The following is a 16,382-nucleotide window of genomic DNA, read 5'->3' on the forward strand; positions in this document are numbered from 1 at the left end:
GGCCGGCGGAGGCCGCCCCGGAGCCGAGGTGTGACCGGTCCCGGACCTGGATAGCGTTGCCGGGATGACTCGCCGCGCTGACCTCCGCCTCGGCATCACCGATGTCGCCCCCGTCGTGTCCTGCGGGTCGTTCTCGGCCCGCGCCGTGGTCGGCGAGCACCTGCCGGTCACCGCCACCGTGTTCCGCGAGGGCCACGACGCCGTCGCGGCCGACGTCGTCTGGACCGCTCCTGACGGCACCCGCGGGCCGCTCAACCGGATGCGCCGCTACGGCGAGGAGCCCGACCGCTGGCTCAGCACCGTCGTGCCCGACCGCGAGGGGCGCTGGACCTTCCGCGTCGAGGCGTGGAGCGACCCGCTGGCCACCTGGCACCACGCCGTCGAGGTGAAGATCGAGGCCGGACAGGGTCCCGGGGAGCTGGCCAACGACCTCGAGGAGGGCGCCCAGCTGCTCGAGCGGGTGGCCGCCGACGCCGACGCCGAGTGGCGCGGCCGGCTCACCGAGGCCGCGGAGGCACTGCGCGACGGCTCCCGCACGCTGCACGACCGGGTGGCGCCCGCCCTGTCCACCGCCCTGCAGCGCTACCTCGACGAGCACCCGGTGCGCGAGCTGGTCACCCCGACGCCCGAGTACGAGGTGTGGGTCGACCGCCCCCGCGCGCTGTACGGCTCCTGGTACGAGTTCTTCCCCCGCTCCGAGGGCCCGGTCGTGGGCGGCGTCCCGGTGCACGGGACGTTCCGGACCGCGTCCGACCGGCTGCCGGCGGTGGCCGAGATGGGCTTCGACGTCGTCTACCTGCCGCCGGTGCACCCGATCGGCACGGTCAACCGCAAGGGCCCGAACACCGCGCAGTTCCCCGGCGGCAACCCCCACGAGATCGGTCCCGACGACGTCGGCTCGCCGTGGGCCATCGGCAGCGCCGAGGGCGGCCACGACGCCGTCCACCCGCAGCTGGGCACGATGGAGGACTTCCGCGCGTTCGTGGCGCGCACCCGGGGCCTGGGCATGGAGGTGGCGCTCGACCTCGCGCTGCAGGCCGCGCCGGACCACCCGTGGGTGAAGGAGCACCCGGAGTGGTTCACGACCAAGCCCGACGGGACGATCGCCTACGCGGAGAACCCGCCGAAGAAGTACCAGGACATCTACCCGGTCAACTTCGACAACGACCCCGAGGGCCTCTACGCCGAGGTGCTGCGGGTGGTGCGCGTCTGGATGGACGCCGGGGTGCGGATCTTCCGCGTCGACAACCCGCACACCAAGCCGCTGGACTTCTGGCACTGGCTGATCTGGAAGGTCAAGGAGACCGACCCCGACGTGCTGTTCCTCGCCGAGGCCTTCACCCGGCCGGCGATGATGCACCAGCTCGCGCGGATCGGGTTCACGCAGTCCTACACGTACTTCACCTGGCGGACCGCGCGCGAGGAGATCGAGGAGTACGGCCGCGAGCTGGCCACCAACGCGCACTACATGCGGCCGAACTTCTTCGTGAACACCCCGGACATCCTGCACGCGAGCCTGCAGTACGGCGGGCCGCCGATGTTCAAGATCCGCGCGGTGCTCGCCGCGATGATGAGCCCCACCTGGGGCGTCTACTCCGGGTACGAGCTCTACGAGCACGTGGCGGTGAAGCCGGGCAGCGAGGAGTACCTCGACAGCGAGAAGTACCAGCTGCGCCCCCGCGACTGGGCCGGTGCGGAGGCGGCCGGCCGGAGCCTCGCGCCCTACCTGCGCCGGCTCAACGAGATCCGCCGGCAGCACCCGGCGCTGCAGCAGCTGCGGACGCTGCGCTTCCACCGGGTCGACAACCCGAACCTGATCTGCTTCTCCAAGACCGACCCCGGCTCGCAGGACGCCGTCCTCGTCGTCTGCGCGCTGGACGGCCAGAACCGGCAGATCGGGACGACCGGGCTGGACATGCCCACCCTCGGGCTGGACTGGCACGAGCGGTTCGCCGTCACCGACGAGGTCACCGGCGCCCGCTACGACTGGGGCCAGTTCAACTACGTCGAGCTCGACCCCTACTGGGAGCCGGCGCACGTGTTCTCGGTCCACCTGCCCCGGCCGGTGACCTGGCCGCCGCCGGTCCGCTGATGAAGGACCCCCTGCCCCCCACCACTCGCAAGCTCGCGGCGGGCCCCTGCAGGGGGCCGCGAACTGCCATCCACGTCCCGACGACTCGCGAGGGCTCCCCGCACCGATGACGCTCCCCGTGCCCGACTCCCCCGACAGGGGCACCTCCTCGCTGTCACCGCGAGGCACCGACCCCCTGTGGTTCAAGCGGGCCGTCTTCTACGAGGTCCTGGTCCGCGGCTTCGCCGACAGCAACGCCGACGGCGTCGGCGACCTGCGCGGCATGCTGGACAAGCTGGACTACCTGCAGTGGCTCGGTGTCGACTGCCTCTGGCTGCCCCCCTTCTTCGCCTCGCCGCTGCGCGACGGCGGCTACGACGTCAGCGACTACACCGCCGTCCTGCCGGAGTTCGGTGACATCCAGGACTTCAAGGAGTTCCTGGCCGCCGCCCACGACCGCGGCATCCGCGTGATCATCGACTTCGTCATGAACCACACCTCGGACCAGCACCCCTGGTTCCAGGCCAGCCGCAGCGACCCCGAGGGGCCCTACGGCGACTTCTACGTGTGGGCCGACGACGACACCGGCTACGCCGACGCGCGGATCATCTTCGTCGACACCGAGAGCTCGAACTGGACGTTCGACCCGGTGCGCAAGCAGTACTTCTGGCACCGGTTCTTCTCGCACCAGCCCGACCTCAACTTCGAGAACCCGCGGGTGCAGGAGGCGGTGATCGACGCCCTGCGCTACTGGCTGGACCTGGGCGTCGACGGCTTCCGTCTCGACGCGGTCCCCTACCTGTTCGAGGAGGAGGGGACCAACGGCGAGAACCTGCCCAGGACCCACGAGTTCCTCAAGCACGTGCGCAAGGTGGTCGACGCCGACTACCCCGACCGCGTGCTGCTGTGCGAGGCCAACCAGTGGCCGGCCGACGTCGTCGAGTACTTCGGCGAGGACGGCGACGAGTGCCAGATGGCCTTCCACTTCCCGGTAATGCCGCGCCTGTTCATGGCCGTCCGCCGGGAGCAGCGGTTCCCGATCTCGGAGATCATGGCGCAGACGCCGGCGATCCCGGACAACTGCCAGTGGGGCATCTTCCTGCGCAACCACGACGAGCTGACCCTGGAGATGGTCACCGACGAGGAGCGCGACTACATGTGGGCGGAGTACGCCAAGGACCCCCGCATGAAGGCCAACATCGGCATCCGCCGCCGGCTGGCGCCGCTGCTGGACAACGACCTCAACACCCTCGAGCTGTTCAACGCGCTGCTGCTGAGCCTGCCCGGGTCGCCGGTCCTCTACTACGGCGACGAGATCGGCATGGGCGACAACATCTGGCTCGGGGACCGCGACGGCGTCCGCACCCCGATGCAGTGGACGCCCGACCGCAACGGCGGCTTCTCCACCGCCGACCCGCAGCGGATGTACCTGCCGCTCAACCAGGATCCGGTCTACGGCTACCAGACCACCAACGTCGAGGCGCAGCTGCGCAACACCAACTCGATGCTGCAGTGGATCCGCCGGATGATCGCCGTCCGCAAGGAGCACCCGACCTTCGGCCTGGGCACCTACGAGGAGATCGGCTCGCGCAACCCCACGGTGCTGTCGTTCGTCCGCGAGTTCGGCGACGACATCGTGCTGTGCGTCAACAACCTCTCCCGGTTCCCGCAGCCGGTGGAGCTGGACCTGCGCCGCTTCGAGGGCTACACGCCCATCGAGCTGACCGGCCGGGTCGAGTTCCCGCAGATCGGCGTGCTGCCCTACATGCTCACCCTCGCCGGACACGGCTTCTACTGGTTCGAGCTGTCCCGGCCGGTCGAGCCGGTCGAGGAGCCGGCCGGGCCGGAGATCGCCGCCACCAGCCCGGTCGCCGACTCGCTGCTGGCCTCCGGCCTGGTCAGCGAGGCCGAGGAGATCCCCGGGGACAGCGACACCAGGACGGGCGACGACGTCCCGCCGAGCACCGGAGGACCCGCATGAGCAAGGCCCTGAGCGACGTCCTGCGCGAGTGGATGCCCCACCAACGCTGGTTCGGGGGCAAGGGCCGCGAGTGGGCCGACGTCACCGAGGACGGGTTCTTCCTCTCGAGGTCCGAGCCGGTCCTGTCGGTGCACAGGGTCCGGGTGACCTACGCCGACGGCGGCGGCGAGACCTACCTCGTGCCGCTGTCGTGGCGGGCGCACCCCGACGAGGAGCTCTCCTCGGCGTTCGTGGGCGCCGTCCCGGCCAAGGGCGCCGACGGCGAGGACCGGGAGAACTACTGCTACGACGCGATGCGCGACCGCGACTCCACGCCGCCGTGGCTGGCGCACCTGGTGTCGGCCTCCACGGTGGGGCCCATGCACTTCCACCCGGCGGGGGCCGCGACCATCCCCGAGGGCGTGCCCGGCGACGTCGTGTCCACCGAGCAGAGCAACACCTCGCTGGTCTACGGCCAGGACGCCATCTTCAAGCTGTTCCGCAGGCTCGAGCCCGGACTCAACCCCGACGTCGAGATCGGTGAGGCGCTGCGCCGCACCGACAACCCGTACATCGCGCCGCTGCTCGGCTACATCGAGATCGACGAGGACGGCGCGGAGCCGGCCACGGCGGCGATGCTGCAGACCTTCGTGCGGGGCGCCAGCGACGGGTGGCGGCTGGCCACGGCCAGCGTCCGCGACCTCTACGCCGAGGGCGACCTGCACGCCGATGAGGTGGGTGGCGACTTCGCCGCCGACAGCGAGCGGCTGGGCTCGGCGACCGCCTCGGTGCACGCCGACCTCGCGCGGGTGCTGGACACCGAGCCGGCCGACCGCGAGTGGTTCGCCGCGACCGCGCGGGCCATGACCGACCGGCTGGAGTCCGCACTCGCCGTCGTCCCGCAGCTCGAGGAGCACCTCGCCGGCCTGCGCGCGATCTACACGGCGGTGGCCGACAGCCCCGAGGAGGTGGTGCGCCAGCGCGTGCACGGCGACTTCCACCTCGGCCAGGTGCTGCGCACGGCGACCGGCTGGGTGGTGCTGGACTTCGAGGGCGAGCCGGCCCGGCCGCTGGCCGAGCGGCGGCAGCTCGACAGCCCGCTGCGCGACATCGCCGGCATGCTGCGCAGCTTCGACTACGCCGCACGGCACATGCTCGTGGAGCAGCCCGACGACTCCCAGCGCGCCTACCGGGCGCAGGAGTGGGCAGTGCGCAACCGCGGCGCCTTCTGCGCCGGCTACTCGGCGGCCAGCGGGATCGACCCGTGCGGGGACTCGCCCCTCCTGCGGGCCTTCGAGGCGGACAAGGCGGTCTACGAGTGCGTCTACGAGGCGCGCAACCGGCCGAACTGGCTGATGATCCCGCTGCAGTCGCTCACCCGGCTGGCCGCCGGGGCCGGCTGAGCTCCCGCCGCAGACAGCACGCAGACGACGAGGTAGAGGACGGCACCGCGACCATGACGACGAGCGACCCGACAGCCGGCCCTCCGACGACCGCCTCCGAGACCCCCGACGCACCGGCCTCCAAGGAGGAGCTGCAGCGGGTGGTCGAGGAGCGGGCCGCCCAGGCCGAGGCGGCCGAGGCCGAGCCGGTCGTGAACCCGACCCCGGCGAAGAAGCGAGCCCCGGCCAAGAAGGCCACCGCGACCGAGGCCACCGCGACTACGGCCCCGGCGAAGAAGGCCGTGGCGAAGAAGGCCACCGCGAAGAAGGCCGTGGCGAAGAAGGCCACCGCGAAGAAGGCCACGGCGAAGAAGACTCCGGCGAAGGAGGCCGCCGGGGCGGCCGACGACGGCACCCCGACGCCGGCCGAGGCCACCCGCGAGCGCACCCCGGCGGAGCGGACCGTCGCCGACACGATCGCCGAGCCGGCCGAGCAGGTGATCGCCGAGCAGGGCGGCGTCACGGCGACCCCGGTCGTCGCGCCCGCGCCCATCGCGGAGCCGGCCTCGCCCTCGGGGGCGCCGGCGCCGCAGCCCGAGCCGCCGGACCCCGACCCGTCCGAGCCCTCGACCCCGCAGGCGCCCGGGGAGGACACGCAGACGCCGGCGGACGGTGCGGCGGGCTCCCCCGCCCCGGTGTCCGGGACCGACGTCGCCACCCCGGAGGCGCCGTCGGCGTCGGCCGGCGACGGCGGCCTGACCTCGGGCGCCGGTGGCGACGGCGAGCACGACGGGCCCGAGGAGGTCACCGAGGAGGACCTGCGCGCGATCGTCGACGGCTGGTCGCGCGATCCGCACCGGGTACTGGGCGCGCACGCCTCCGGCGACGGCTGGGTGGTGCGCACGCTGCGGCCCGACGCCTCCGCCGTCGCCGTCGTCGACCAGGACGACTCGCGCTACGAGGCCCGGCAACTGCACCCCGGCGGGATCTTCGAGGCCACGCTGCCGCAGCAGCCCGGTGACTACCGCATCGAGGTCACCTACGGCACCGACACCTTCAGCGTCGACGACCCCTACCGGTGGATGCCGACGCTCGGCGAGCTCGACCAGTACCTCATCGGCGAGGGCCGGCACGAGCGGCTGTGGGAGGTGCTCGGCGCGCACGTGCGGCGCTACGAGACCCCGCGCGGCACCGTCGAGGGCGTCTCCTTCGCCGTCTGGGCGCCCAACGCCCAGGGCGTGAAGGTCACCGGCGACTTCGACTACTGGGAGGCCCGCGCGTACCCGATGCGCCAGCTCGGCGCGATCGGCGTCTGGGAGATCTACCTCCCGGGCGTGCCGGCCGGCACCCGCTACCGCTTCCACGTGCTCGGCGCCGACGGTGTCTGGCGGGAGAAGGCCGACCCGATGGCCTTCGCCACCGAGGTGCCGCCGGCCAACGCCTCCGTCGTCGTCGAGACCACCCACGAGTGGGGCGACGACGCGTGGCTGGCCGAGCGCGAGCGCGGCAACTGGCACGAGCGGCCGATGAGCGTCTACGAGGTGCACCTCGGCTCGTGGCGGCAGGGGCTGTCCTACCGCGAGCTCGCCGAGCAGCTCGTCGACTACGCCGTCGGCGCCGGGTTCACCCACCTGGAGCTGCTGCCGGTCGCCGAGCACCCGTTCGGCGGCTCGTGGGGCTACCAGGTCACCAGCTACTACGCGCCGACGTCGCGCTTCGGCAGCCCCGACGACTTCCGCTACCTGGTCGACCGCGCCCACCAGGCCGGCCTCGGCATCATCGTCGACTGGGTGCCGGCGCACTTCCCCATGGACGACTGGGCGCTGGGCCGCTTCGACGGCACCGCGCTCTACGAGCACGCCGACCCCCGCCGCGGCGAGCAGCCGGACTGGGGCACCTTCGTCTTCAACTTCGGCCGCACCGAGGTGCGCAACTTCCTCGTCGCCAACGCGCTGTTCTGGGCCGAGGAGTTCCACGTCGACGGGCTGCGGGTCGACGCCGTCGCCTCGATGCTCTACCTCGACTACTCGCGTAAGGACGGCGAGTGGATCCCCAACGTCCACGGCGGGCGGGAGAACCTCGAGGCGGTGTCGTTCCTCCAGGAGGTCAACGCCACCGTCTACCGCGAGGTGCCGGGCGTGGTGACGATCGCCGAGGAGTCCACCGCCTGGCCCGGCGTCACCCGGCCGACCTACCTCGGCGGCCTGGGCTTCGGCTTCAAGTGGAACATGGGCTGGATGCACGACTCGCTGGCCTACGTGGGCCGCTCGCCGGTGCACCGCAGCTACCACCACAACCAGCTGACGTTCTCGATGATGTACGCCTACTCCGAGAACTACGTGCTGCCGATCAGCCACGACGAGGTCGTCTACGGCAAGGGGTCGCTGCTGCGGAAGATGCCCGGCGACCGGTGGCAGCAGCTGGCCGGCGTGCGCGGCTACCTGGCCTACATGTGGGCGCACCCCGGCAAGCAGCTGCTGTTCATGGGGTCGGAGTTCGCCCAGGACTCCGAGTGGGCCGAGAGCCGCTCGCTGGACTGGTGGCACCTCGACGACCCGGCGCACCGCGGGGTGCTGCAGCTGGTCACCGACCTCAACGCGCGCTACCGCGAGACCGAGGCGCTGTGGTCGCTCGACGTCGACCCGGCCGGCTTCCAGTGGATCGACGCCAACGACGCCTCCGGCAACGTCGTCACCTTCCTGCGCTTCGGCCGGCCGAAGGTCGCCGACGTCCCGACGCCGACCGAGGCCGCCGAGTCCGGCGCCGACGCGGTGGTGGCCGGGGACGGCGGGCAGACGCCCGGGCAGGTGCTCGCCGTCGTCTGCAACTTCTCCGGCACCGCGCACCACGGGTACCGGGTCGGCCTGCCGCGCGGCGGCCGCTGGCGCGAGGTGCTCAACACCGACGCCGAGGGCTACGGCGGCTCCGGGGTCGGCAACTACGGCGGGGTCGACGCGGTGGAGGAGCCGTGGCACGGCCAGCCTTTTTCGGCCACCGTCTCGGCGCCGCCGCTGGGCACCCTCTGGCTGCTGCACGAGGGCTGACCGACCGGGCCTGAGGCCCCCGCGGCCGGGCCGCTCCTCCCGGGGAGTGGTCCGGCCGCTGCCGTGCGCGGACCTGTTCCCCCCTCCCCTCTGCCCGTGCATCATGGCCCGGCTCCGCGCCGCCCCTGGGGCGCGGACCGGTCCCCAGCACCCCGGCAGAGAAGGAACCCCAGCTCCGATGAGGCATGGTCTGCGCCGCGCGACAGTCGCGGCAGCGGTGGGCAGCGTGCTGCTCACCGGTTGCTCGAGCACCGTCGTCGGCGCCGCCTCCCGCGGGGCGAGCGTGCCGGTCGACGTGACCGCCGACGGGTTCCCCATCACCGGATCCGCGGACAGCGAGACCGACCGGCTGGCGCGCAACGCCCTGGCCGACCTCGACACCTTCTGGAGCCAGGCCTACCCGGAGTACTTCGGCGAGCCGTACCAGCCCATCAGCGGCGGCTACTTCTCCGTCGACTCCACGAACATCGACGAGTCCGCCTACCCGAGCACCGGCATCGGCTGCGCGCGGGCGCCCGAGCGCCCCGACGGCGTGGCGAACAACGCGCACTACGACCCGAACTGCGACGTCGTCGCCTACGACCGGGCGCTGCTGGAGCAGCTCAGCGCGGAGTACGGGCCCTACCTCGGCCCGGCGGTCATGGCGCACGAGATCGGCCACGCCATGCAGGGCCGGTTCGGCTTCGCCGACTCGGCGATCGTCGTCGAGACCCAGGCCGACTGCCTGGCCGGCGCCTTCACCCGCTGGGTGGTCGACGGCAACGCCGAGCACATCGCCCTGCGTGTCTCCGAGCTCGACCAGGTGGTCCTCGGCTTCATCGGCCTGCGCGACCCCGTCGGCCTCGCCCCCGACGACGACCGCGCCCACGGCTCCGGCTTCGACCGGCTGTCGGGCTTCTACGCCGGCTACGAGGGCGGCGTGGGCACCTGCCGCGACGACTTCGACGAGCAGCGGCTGTTCACCGCCACCGAGTTCACGACCCAGGCCGACTTCGACAACGAGGGCAACGCCCCGTACGAGGACATCTCGGGGCTCACCGCGCAGACCCTGCCGCTGTTCTACGAGCAGGTCTTCCCGGCCCTGAGCGCGGAGTTCACCGAGCCGACCGTCGAGGTCTTCGACGGCACCGCGCCCGACTGCGGCGACATGGGCGCCGAGGACCGCGACCTGGGTTACTGCGAGGCCGACGGCACCGTCTACCTCGACGAGACCGACCTGCTGGGCCCCGCGTACGAGGGCATCGGCGACTTCGCCGTCGCCACCGCCGTCTCCCTGGCCTACGCCCAGGCGGCGCGCGCCCAGCTCGGCGTGTCGATCGACGACGCGACCGCCGTCAGCTCCGCGGTCTGCCTGACCGGCTGGTACGCGGGCCGGTTCTGGACCGGCGACTTCGCCGACGTCGGCGCCCTGTCCCCCGGCGACGTCGACGAGGCGGCCGTGTTCCTGCTGACCTACGGCCAGGAGGAGGGCGTCTTCCCGAACACCGAGCTCTCCGGCTTCGAGATGGTGGACGCCTTCCGCGACGGCTTCCTCGACGGCGGCGCCGGCTGCGAGATCGGCCTGTAGCGCTCACGGCGCCCGCCCCGTGGGAGGGCGGGCGCCGTCGGCGTTCACGCAGGCCGGTGACGGGTACCGGGGCCTGCGATGGACACCCCTCCGCGCTCCCGGGGAGCACTCGCCGTGCTCTCGGCACTCGGCGTCCTCCTGACGTCGGCGTGCTCCTACGTCGTCATCGGCCAGCCCAGCTCGCAGGGCGCGCCGTCGTCGTCGGTCGACGACGGGACGGTGACCATCGTCGGCGCGACCGACGGGCCGATCGACACCCTCGCGCGCAACGCGCTGGCCGACCTGCAGACGTTCTGGTCGGACAGCTTCCCCGGCGTCTTCGGGCAGGGCTTCCAGCCGCTGGCCGGTGGCTACTTCAGCGTCGACCCGAACGACGTCGACCCGTCGGCCTACCCCGACGGCATCGGCTGCGGCACCGACCCCCGCGACCTGGAGAACAACGCCTTCTACTGCTCGCAGGCGGGCATCCCGAACTCCGACTCCATCAGCTACGACCGCGCGTTCCTCGGTGAGCTGGCCTCGCGGTACGGCGAGGTGCTGCCCCAGCTGGTGATGGCGCACGAGTTCGGCCACGCGGTGCAGGGACGCATCGGCTACCCGGAGACCTCGATCGCCACCGAGACCCAGGCCGACTGCCTGGCAGGCTCGTGGACGGCGTGGGTGGCCGACGGCAACGCCGAGTTCTCCTCCGTCGACACCGCCGACCTCGACCAGCTGCTGCGCGGCTACTTCCTCCTGCGCGACCCGGTGGGGACCGGCTCCGGTGAGCAGCAGGCGCACGGCTCCTACTTCGACCGCGTCTCGGCCTTCCAGGAGGGCTTCGACGACGGCGCCGAGGCCTGCCGCGACAACTACGGCCCCGAGCGCATCTTCACCCAGGGCGAGTTCACCAGCGACACGGACTTCGCCACCGGCGGCAACGCCCCCTTCGACGACACCCAGACGATCCTCGAGAACTCGCTCGAGGAGTTCTGGACCCGCGCCTTCCAGCAGGTGCTCGGCGGCACCTTCACCCCGCCGCAGCTCGAGGACACCAGCAGCCCGCCGGACTGCGCGCCGTCCGACGTCGCCCTCGTCTACTGCCCTGACAGCGGCGACGGCGACGGGCTGGTCGCCTACGACGGCGGTTTCGCCCAGCAGGTGTACGACCTCGGCGACTTCGCCGTGGTCACCGGGGTGGCGATCCCCTACGCGCTGTCGGCCCGCGACCAGCTCGACCTGTCCACCGACGACACCGCCGCGCTGCAGTCGGCGGTGTGCCTGACCGGCTGGTACTCCGCGCAGGTCTACAACGGCCAGCTGGAGTCGGTGACGATCTCCCCCGGCGACATCGACGAGAGCGTCCAGTTCCTGCTCGAGTACGGCAACGACCCCGACGTGCTGGCCGACACCGAGCTGACCGGCTTCCGACTCGTCGACCTCTTCCGCGCCGGCTTCCTCAACGGCGCGGCCAGCTGCGACGTCGGCGTCTAGCGCCGCCTCGCGTCAGTAGAGCGCGAGCATGAGCTGACGGCGGGCGGCGATCACGCGGGGGTCCGCGTCACCGACGACGCCGAACAGCTCGACCAGGTGCCTGCGCGCCTGTTCGCGGTCCTCGCCGGCGGTACGGCGGACGACGTCGACCAGGCGGGTGAAGGCGCCCTCGACGTCGCCGGTGCCGAGCAGGAAGTCGGCGGCGCGGGTCTGGGCGGCCACGTCGTCGGGAGCGGCGTCGGCGCGGGCCAGTGCGTCAGGGCCGGCGGCGTCGGCGCGGCGGAACAGCTGCACCTGGCGCAGCGCCAGCCCGGCGACCGGGTGGTCGGGCTCGGTCTCGAGGATCGAGGCGTAGGCGGCCTCGGCGGCCTCCAGGTCGCCGCGCTCCAGCGCCGCCTCGGCGGCGTCCAGGCGCGGGTCCTCGAGGCCGTCGTCCTCGCCCTCGTCGACTCCGGGGACCGCGCCGCCGGTGGTGGCACGCACCAGCTCGGTGACGAACTGGCGGGCCTGCTCCTCGGGGATGGCGCCGGTGAACTCGGCGACCAGCTGGCCCTGCCAGACGGCCTTGACCGCCGGGATGCCCTGCACCCGCAGTCCCTGGGCCAGCGCCGGGTTGGCGTCGACGTCGACCTTGGCGAGCACCCACGAGCCGCCGCCCTCCGCGGCGAGCCGCTCGAGCACCGGGGACAGCTGCTTGCACGGCCCGCACCACTCGGCCCACAGGTCGAGGACGACCGGCACCTGGAACGAGCGGTCGAGGACCTCGGTCTGGAAGGTGGCCTCGGTGACGTCGACGACGGCCGAGCCGGGCGCGCCCGCGGGGGACGCGGGGCTCGGCGGCGGGGCGGCCTGGGCCCGCGCGGCGGCCTCGGAGCGCGCCTTGACGGCGGCGAGGTCGACCGCGCCGGCCAGGGAGGCGGCCAGCTGTGCCTGCTGGGCCTGCGCGCGCGGGTCGGGGCGTCCGGGACGGGTGGGCTGCATGCCCCCATGATCCCACCGGCCGGCGGGAGCGGTGTCAGCCCTCGGCGGACGGGGCGGGGTCCCTGCTGGCGAGACGGTCCGCGACGTCGCCGGCGCCGATGCGGACGCGCTTGAGGAGCTCGAACAGCGTCGCCTGCTCGGCCTCCGGCAGGTCGCCGAGACCGAAGTCCAGCGCCATGAGCTGGTCGGTGGCGACGTCGACCACCGCGCGCCCGCGGTCGGTGATGCCGGCCAGGACGCCGCGGCCGTCGGCAGGGTTGGGCCGGCGGTCGACGAAGCCTGCCGCCACGAGCCGGTCGATGGCGTTGGTGACGCTGGTCGGGTGCACCATCAGCCGGCTGCCGATGACCTTGAGCGGCAGCCGGCCGGTGCGGCTGAAGGTGAGCAGGACGAGGACCTCGTAGCGGGCGAAGGTCAGCCCGTGCGGGCGCAGCACCTCGTCGAAGCGGGCGAGCAGGATCTGCTGCACGCGGAAGACCGACGTCGCCGCGCGCATCGCCGACGCCGGACCGAAGCGCTGCTCCCAGGTCTCACCCGCGCGCTCGATCGGGTCGAACGGCAGCCCCAGCGCCCGGACCATGCGCGCGACGCTACCCGTCGCCCGTCCCGCTCCCGTGCGCCGCACGTCGACCTGCGGTCGTCCCGACGGCCCCGAGGCGACCGCAGGTCGACGACGGGCGCCCCCGAGGAAGCGACGGCCTCAGGCGGCGGGGCGGAGGTGGGGCACCTCGCGGACGCCGAAGACCTCGCGCAAGGCCACGCGGGCGGCGTTGTCCCCACAGGCGCCGTGCACGGCCGGCCCTGGCGGGGTGGCCGACGAGGCCATGTAGACGCCCGGCACCGGGGTCTTGTAGGTGTTCCAGCGCGGTACCGGCCGGAAGAGCATCTGCCGCAGGGTCGCCTGGCCGTTGGAGATGTCCCCGCCGATGTACGCGGGGTTCCAGGCCTCCATCTGGACGGCGTTCTTCGTGACCCGGTCGACGATCGTGTCCTTGAAGCCCGGCGCGAAGCGCTCGACCTGGTCCTCGATGGCCGCGGTCATGTCGACGTCGGAGCCGTGCGGCACGTGCACGTAGGCCCAGAAGACGTGCCCGCCGTCGGGCGCGCGGGTCGGGTCGGGCACGGTCGGCTGGACGGCGAGCACGTACGGGCGGTCGGTGATCCGGTTCTCGTTGGGCGCCCGCTCGCCGGCGAGGGTCTCCTCGAGCGTCCCGGCGACGTGCAGCGTCCCGGCCCGGCGCACGTCGGGGTTGGTCCACGGCACCGGCTCGGACAGGATCCAGTCGACCTTGAAGACGCCGGCGCCGTGCTTGTACCGCCGCACCCACCGCCGGTAGCCCTCGTTGAGCCGGTCGCCGGCCATCGTCACGAATGCCTCGGGCGCCGTGTCCAGCAGGACCGCCGGCACGCCGTCGAACTCGCGCAGGTCGGTGACGTGGTGCCCGGTGACCACCTCGCCGCCCTGCTGCTCCAGCGCGGTCACCATGGCGTCGGCGAGGTTCTGCGACCCGCCCTCGATCAGCGGCCAGCCGACGTGGTGGCCGAGCATCGTCAGCAGCATCCCGAGCGCGGAGGTGAGCGGCTGGCTCAGGTCGAGCATGCCGTGCGCGGCGGCCCCGGCGAGCATCGCGCGGGCACCCTCGGTCTCGAAGTAGCGGTGCGCCAGCCAGCGCACGTTGGGCAGCCCGTTGAGCCCGAAGTACGCGATCTGCGGCACGCTGCGGGTCGGCGGCCGGCGCAGGGCCGACATGAGGAAGAAGTCGATGACGTCGGTGCCGTGCTCGACCAGCGGCTCGAACAGGCGCCGGTAGGCGGCCGCGTCGGGGCCGAGGGCGGCCGCCGTCTCCTCCAGCGACTGGTACTGGACCGCGGCGCGCCCGCCGTCGAGCGGGTGCGCGAAGTTCACCTCCGGCTGCACCAGGCGGACCCCGCGGCTGGGCAGGTCGAACTCGCGGAAGAACGGTGAGGCCGCGGCCATCGGCTGCACGATCGAGCAGACGTCGTGCCGGTAGCCCGGCCGCATGAGCTCCTCGGTGCGCATGCCGCCGCCCGGCTTGTCGGCCGACTCGACCACCTGGACGCGCAGCCCGGCGGCAGCCAGCCGGAGGGCGGCGGCCAGGCCGTTCGGTCCCGCTCCGACGACGACGGCGTCCGCCTTGCCGTTCACTGCCACGACCCGTCCACGCCGCCAGTCTCCCCGCCGGAGGTCAGAGGTGCGCGAGGAGCCGGTCCGCCGCGCGGTAGGGGTCGGTCTCCCCCGCCACCACCTCGCCGGCCAGTGCGGCCAGCGCGGCCGACCCGCGCACCTCGCCCATCCGCGCGCGCAACCCGGCCAGCGCGATGGCCTCGATCTCGCGGGCGGCCCGCTCGGCGCGGCGGCGGGTGCCCTCGCCGGACTCCGTGAGCCAGTGGCGGTGCTCCTCGATCCGCTCGAGCACGCCGTCGACGCCCTCGTCGCGGGACGCCACCGTCCGGCAGATCGGCGGCTTCCACGCGCCGGACGCGGTGTGCCGCCCGCCCAGGGACTGCACGTACCGCAGGTCGCGCACCGTCTGGTCGGCGCCGTCACGATCGGCCTTGTTGACCACGAAGACGTCGGCGACCTCGAGGATCCCGGCCTTCGCCGCCTGGATGCCGTCGCCCATCCCGGGCGCGACGAGCACCAGCGTGGTGTCGGCCAGCGAGGCGACCTCCAGCTCCGACTGCCCGACGCCGACGGTCTCGACCAGCACGACGTCGCAGCCGGCCGCGTCGAGGACGCGCAGCGCCTGCGGGGTCGCCCAGGCCAGGCCGCCGAGGTGCCCGCGGGAGGCCATCGAGCGGATGTAGACCCCCGGGTCCCCGGCGTGGTCCTGCATCCGCACCCGGTCGCCGAGCAGCGCCCCGCCGGAGAACGGCGAGGACGGGTCCACGGCGAGCACCCCGACGCGCTTCCCGACGGCCCGCAGCGCGCGGACCAGCGCCGTCGTCGTCGTGGACTTGCCCACGCCCGGTGACCCGGTCAGGCCCAGCACCTGCGCGTACCCGGTGTGCGGGGCCAGCGCCGCGGCCACCTCGCGCAGCACCGGGCTGGCGTCCTCGACCAGCGAGATCAGCCGGGCCACCGCCCGGGCCTCGCCGTCGCGGGCCCGGGCGACCAGGTCGGGGACGTCGACAGCGCGCCGGCCCCGCCGCCCGCGAGGGGCGACGGGGCCGGGCGTCCGTACCGCCGTCCCCTGGGGGGACGACGTCACGCGGGAGCGGGGACGTGCAGGATCAGCGCGTCACCCTGGCCGCCACCGCCGCACAGCGCGGCGGCACCGACGCCACCGCCGCGGCGGCGCAGCTCCAGCGCGACGTCCAGCACGACGCGGGCGCCGCTCATGCCGATCGGATGCCCCAGGGCGATCGCGCCACCGTTGGGGTTGACCTTCTCCGGGTCGATCCCGAGCTCGCGCGTCGAGACGATCGCGACCGCAGCGAAGGCCTCGTTGAACTCGACGAGGTCCAGCTCCTCCGGGTCGATGCCCTCCCGCTCGCACGCCCGCTGCACCGCGCGCGACGGCTGGCTCTGCAGGGTGGCGTCCGGGCCGGCCACGACGCCGTGGGCGCCGATCTCGGCGATCGGGGTGATGCCCAGCTCGGCGGCCTTCTCGGCGCTCATCACCACGACCGCGCACGCGCCGTCGGAGATCTGCGAGGCGGTACCGGCGGTGATGGTGCCGTCCTTGGCGAAGGCCGGCTTCAGCCTCGCCAGCGTCTCGACCGTGGTGTCGGCACGCACGCCCTCGTCCTCGCGGAACTCGATCGGGTCGCCCTTGCGCTGCGGGATGAGCACCGGGGTGATCGCCTCGTCGAAGATGCCGTTCTTCCCGGCGCGGGCGGCCTTCTGGTGGCTCTCCGCGGCGAAGGCGTCCTGCTCCTC

11 protein-coding genes are annotated in these 16,382 nt (G+C 73.2%); 6 read left to right on the forward strand and 5 right to left on the reverse strand.

The annotated features are described in order from the left end of the window. Positions 1 to 64 precede the first annotated feature (64 nt). The 6 genes from BM414_RS14175 to BM414_RS14200 all read left to right on the forward strand — a co-directional run bounded on the left by BM414_RS14175 (position 65) and on the right by BM414_RS14200 (position 11,497). The gene (locus tag BM414_RS14175; RefSeq protein WP_093580092.1) at positions 65 to 2,092 is read left to right on the forward strand and encodes an alpha-1,4-glucan--maltose-1-phosphate maltosyltransferase; all 2,028 of its coding nucleotides are present in this window, start codon (positions 65 to 67) and stop codon (positions 2,090 to 2,092) included. Positions 2,093 to 2,210: 118 nt separating this feature from the next. After that, positions 2,211 to 4,052, forward strand: a complete 1,842-nt coding sequence (gene treS, locus BM414_RS14180; RefSeq protein ID WP_245784723.1) for a maltose alpha-D-glucosyltransferase — start codon at positions 2,211 to 2,213, stop codon at positions 4,050 to 4,052. After that, positions 4,049 to 5,434 carry a maltokinase N-terminal cap-like domain-containing protein gene (locus BM414_RS14185; RefSeq protein ID WP_093580096.1) on the forward strand — a complete coding sequence of 462 codons (1,386 nt, stop codon included), beginning with the start codon at positions 4,049 to 4,051 and terminating at the stop codon, positions 5,432 to 5,434. Before treS ends, BM414_RS14185 begins: the two co-directional genes overlap by 4 nt. A gap of 53 nt (positions 5,435 to 5,487) precedes the next feature. After that, positions 5,488 to 8,457 carry a 1,4-alpha-glucan branching protein GlgB gene (glgB, locus tag BM414_RS14190; RefSeq protein ID WP_093580097.1) on the forward strand — a complete coding sequence of 990 codons (2,970 nt, stop codon included), beginning with the start codon at positions 5,488 to 5,490 and terminating at the stop codon, positions 8,455 to 8,457. Positions 8,458 to 8,674: 217 nt separating this feature from the next. Further along, complete coding sequence (locus BM414_RS14195) at positions 8,675 to 10,024, forward strand: neutral zinc metallopeptidase (protein WP_093580099.1); 1,350 nt, start codon at positions 8,675 to 8,677, stop codon at positions 10,022 to 10,024. 78 nt (positions 10,025 to 10,102) lie between these two features. Further along, complete coding sequence (locus tag BM414_RS14200) at positions 10,103 to 11,497, forward strand: neutral zinc metallopeptidase (RefSeq protein WP_093580101.1); 1,395 nt, start codon at positions 10,103 to 10,105, stop codon at positions 11,495 to 11,497. A gap of 12 nt (positions 11,498 to 11,509) precedes the next feature. On the opposite strand, the gene BM414_RS14205 is transcribed toward BM414_RS14200, so the two are convergent. The 5 genes from BM414_RS14205 to BM414_RS14225 form a co-directional block, all read right to left on the reverse strand. Then, positions 11,510 to 12,478 (reverse strand): tetratricopeptide repeat protein, encoded by a 969-nt coding sequence (locus BM414_RS14205; RefSeq protein ID WP_093580103.1) that lies wholly within the window; start codon positions 12,476 to 12,478, stop codon positions 11,510 to 11,512. A gap of 34 nt (positions 12,479 to 12,512) precedes the next feature. Then, complete coding sequence (locus BM414_RS14210; protein WP_093580105.1) at positions 12,513 to 13,058, reverse strand: MarR family winged helix-turn-helix transcriptional regulator; 546 nt, start codon at positions 13,056 to 13,058, stop codon at positions 12,513 to 12,515. 120 nt (positions 13,059 to 13,178) lie between these two features. Continuing rightward, on the reverse strand, positions 13,179 to 14,651 hold the full coding sequence (locus BM414_RS14215; protein WP_245784724.1) for a phytoene desaturase family protein: 1,473 nt from the start codon (positions 14,649 to 14,651) through the stop codon (positions 13,179 to 13,181). A gap of 34 nt (positions 14,652 to 14,685) precedes the next feature. Further along, positions 14,686 to 15,711 (reverse strand): methylmalonyl Co-A mutase-associated GTPase MeaB, encoded by a 1,026-nt coding sequence (gene meaB, locus BM414_RS14220; RefSeq protein WP_093580109.1) that lies wholly within the window; start codon positions 15,709 to 15,711, stop codon positions 14,686 to 14,688. Beyond that, positions 15,708 to 16,382: acetyl-CoA C-acyltransferase (locus BM414_RS14225; protein ID WP_139245848.1), on the reverse strand; the 675-nt coding region annotated here is incomplete at its 5' end. The genes meaB and BM414_RS14225, both read right to left, overlap by 4 nt.

Source organism: Geodermatophilus amargosae, from assembly GCF_900116515.1.
In the GTDB taxonomy this organism is placed as follows: Bacteria; Actinomycetota; Actinomycetes; order Mycobacteriales; family Geodermatophilaceae; genus Geodermatophilus; species Geodermatophilus amargosae.

Excerpts from the sequence above, each read along its gene's own strand:
- BM414_RS14185 (WP_093580096.1), top strand. The coding sequence starts at position 4,049 with ATGAGCAAGGCCCTGAGCGACGTCCTGCGCGAGTGGATGCCCCACCAA.
- BM414_RS14210 (WP_093580105.1), bottom strand. The coding sequence starts at position 13,058 with ATGGTCCGGGCGCTGGGGCTGCCGTTCGACCCGATCGAGCGCGCGGGT.
- BM414_RS14200 (WP_093580101.1), top strand. The coding sequence starts at position 10,103 with ATGGACACCCCTCCGCGCTCCCGGGGAGCACTCGCCGTGCTCTCGGCA.
- BM414_RS14205 (WP_093580103.1), bottom strand. The coding sequence starts at position 12,478 with ATGCAGCCCACCCGTCCCGGACGCCCCGACCCGCGCGCGCAGGCCCAG.
- glgB (WP_093580097.1), top strand. The coding sequence starts at position 5,488 with ATGACGACGAGCGACCCGACAGCCGGCCCTCCGACGACCGCCTCCGAG.
- BM414_RS14175 (WP_093580092.1), top strand. The coding sequence starts at position 65 with ATGACTCGCCGCGCTGACCTCCGCCTCGGCATCACCGATGTCGCCCCC.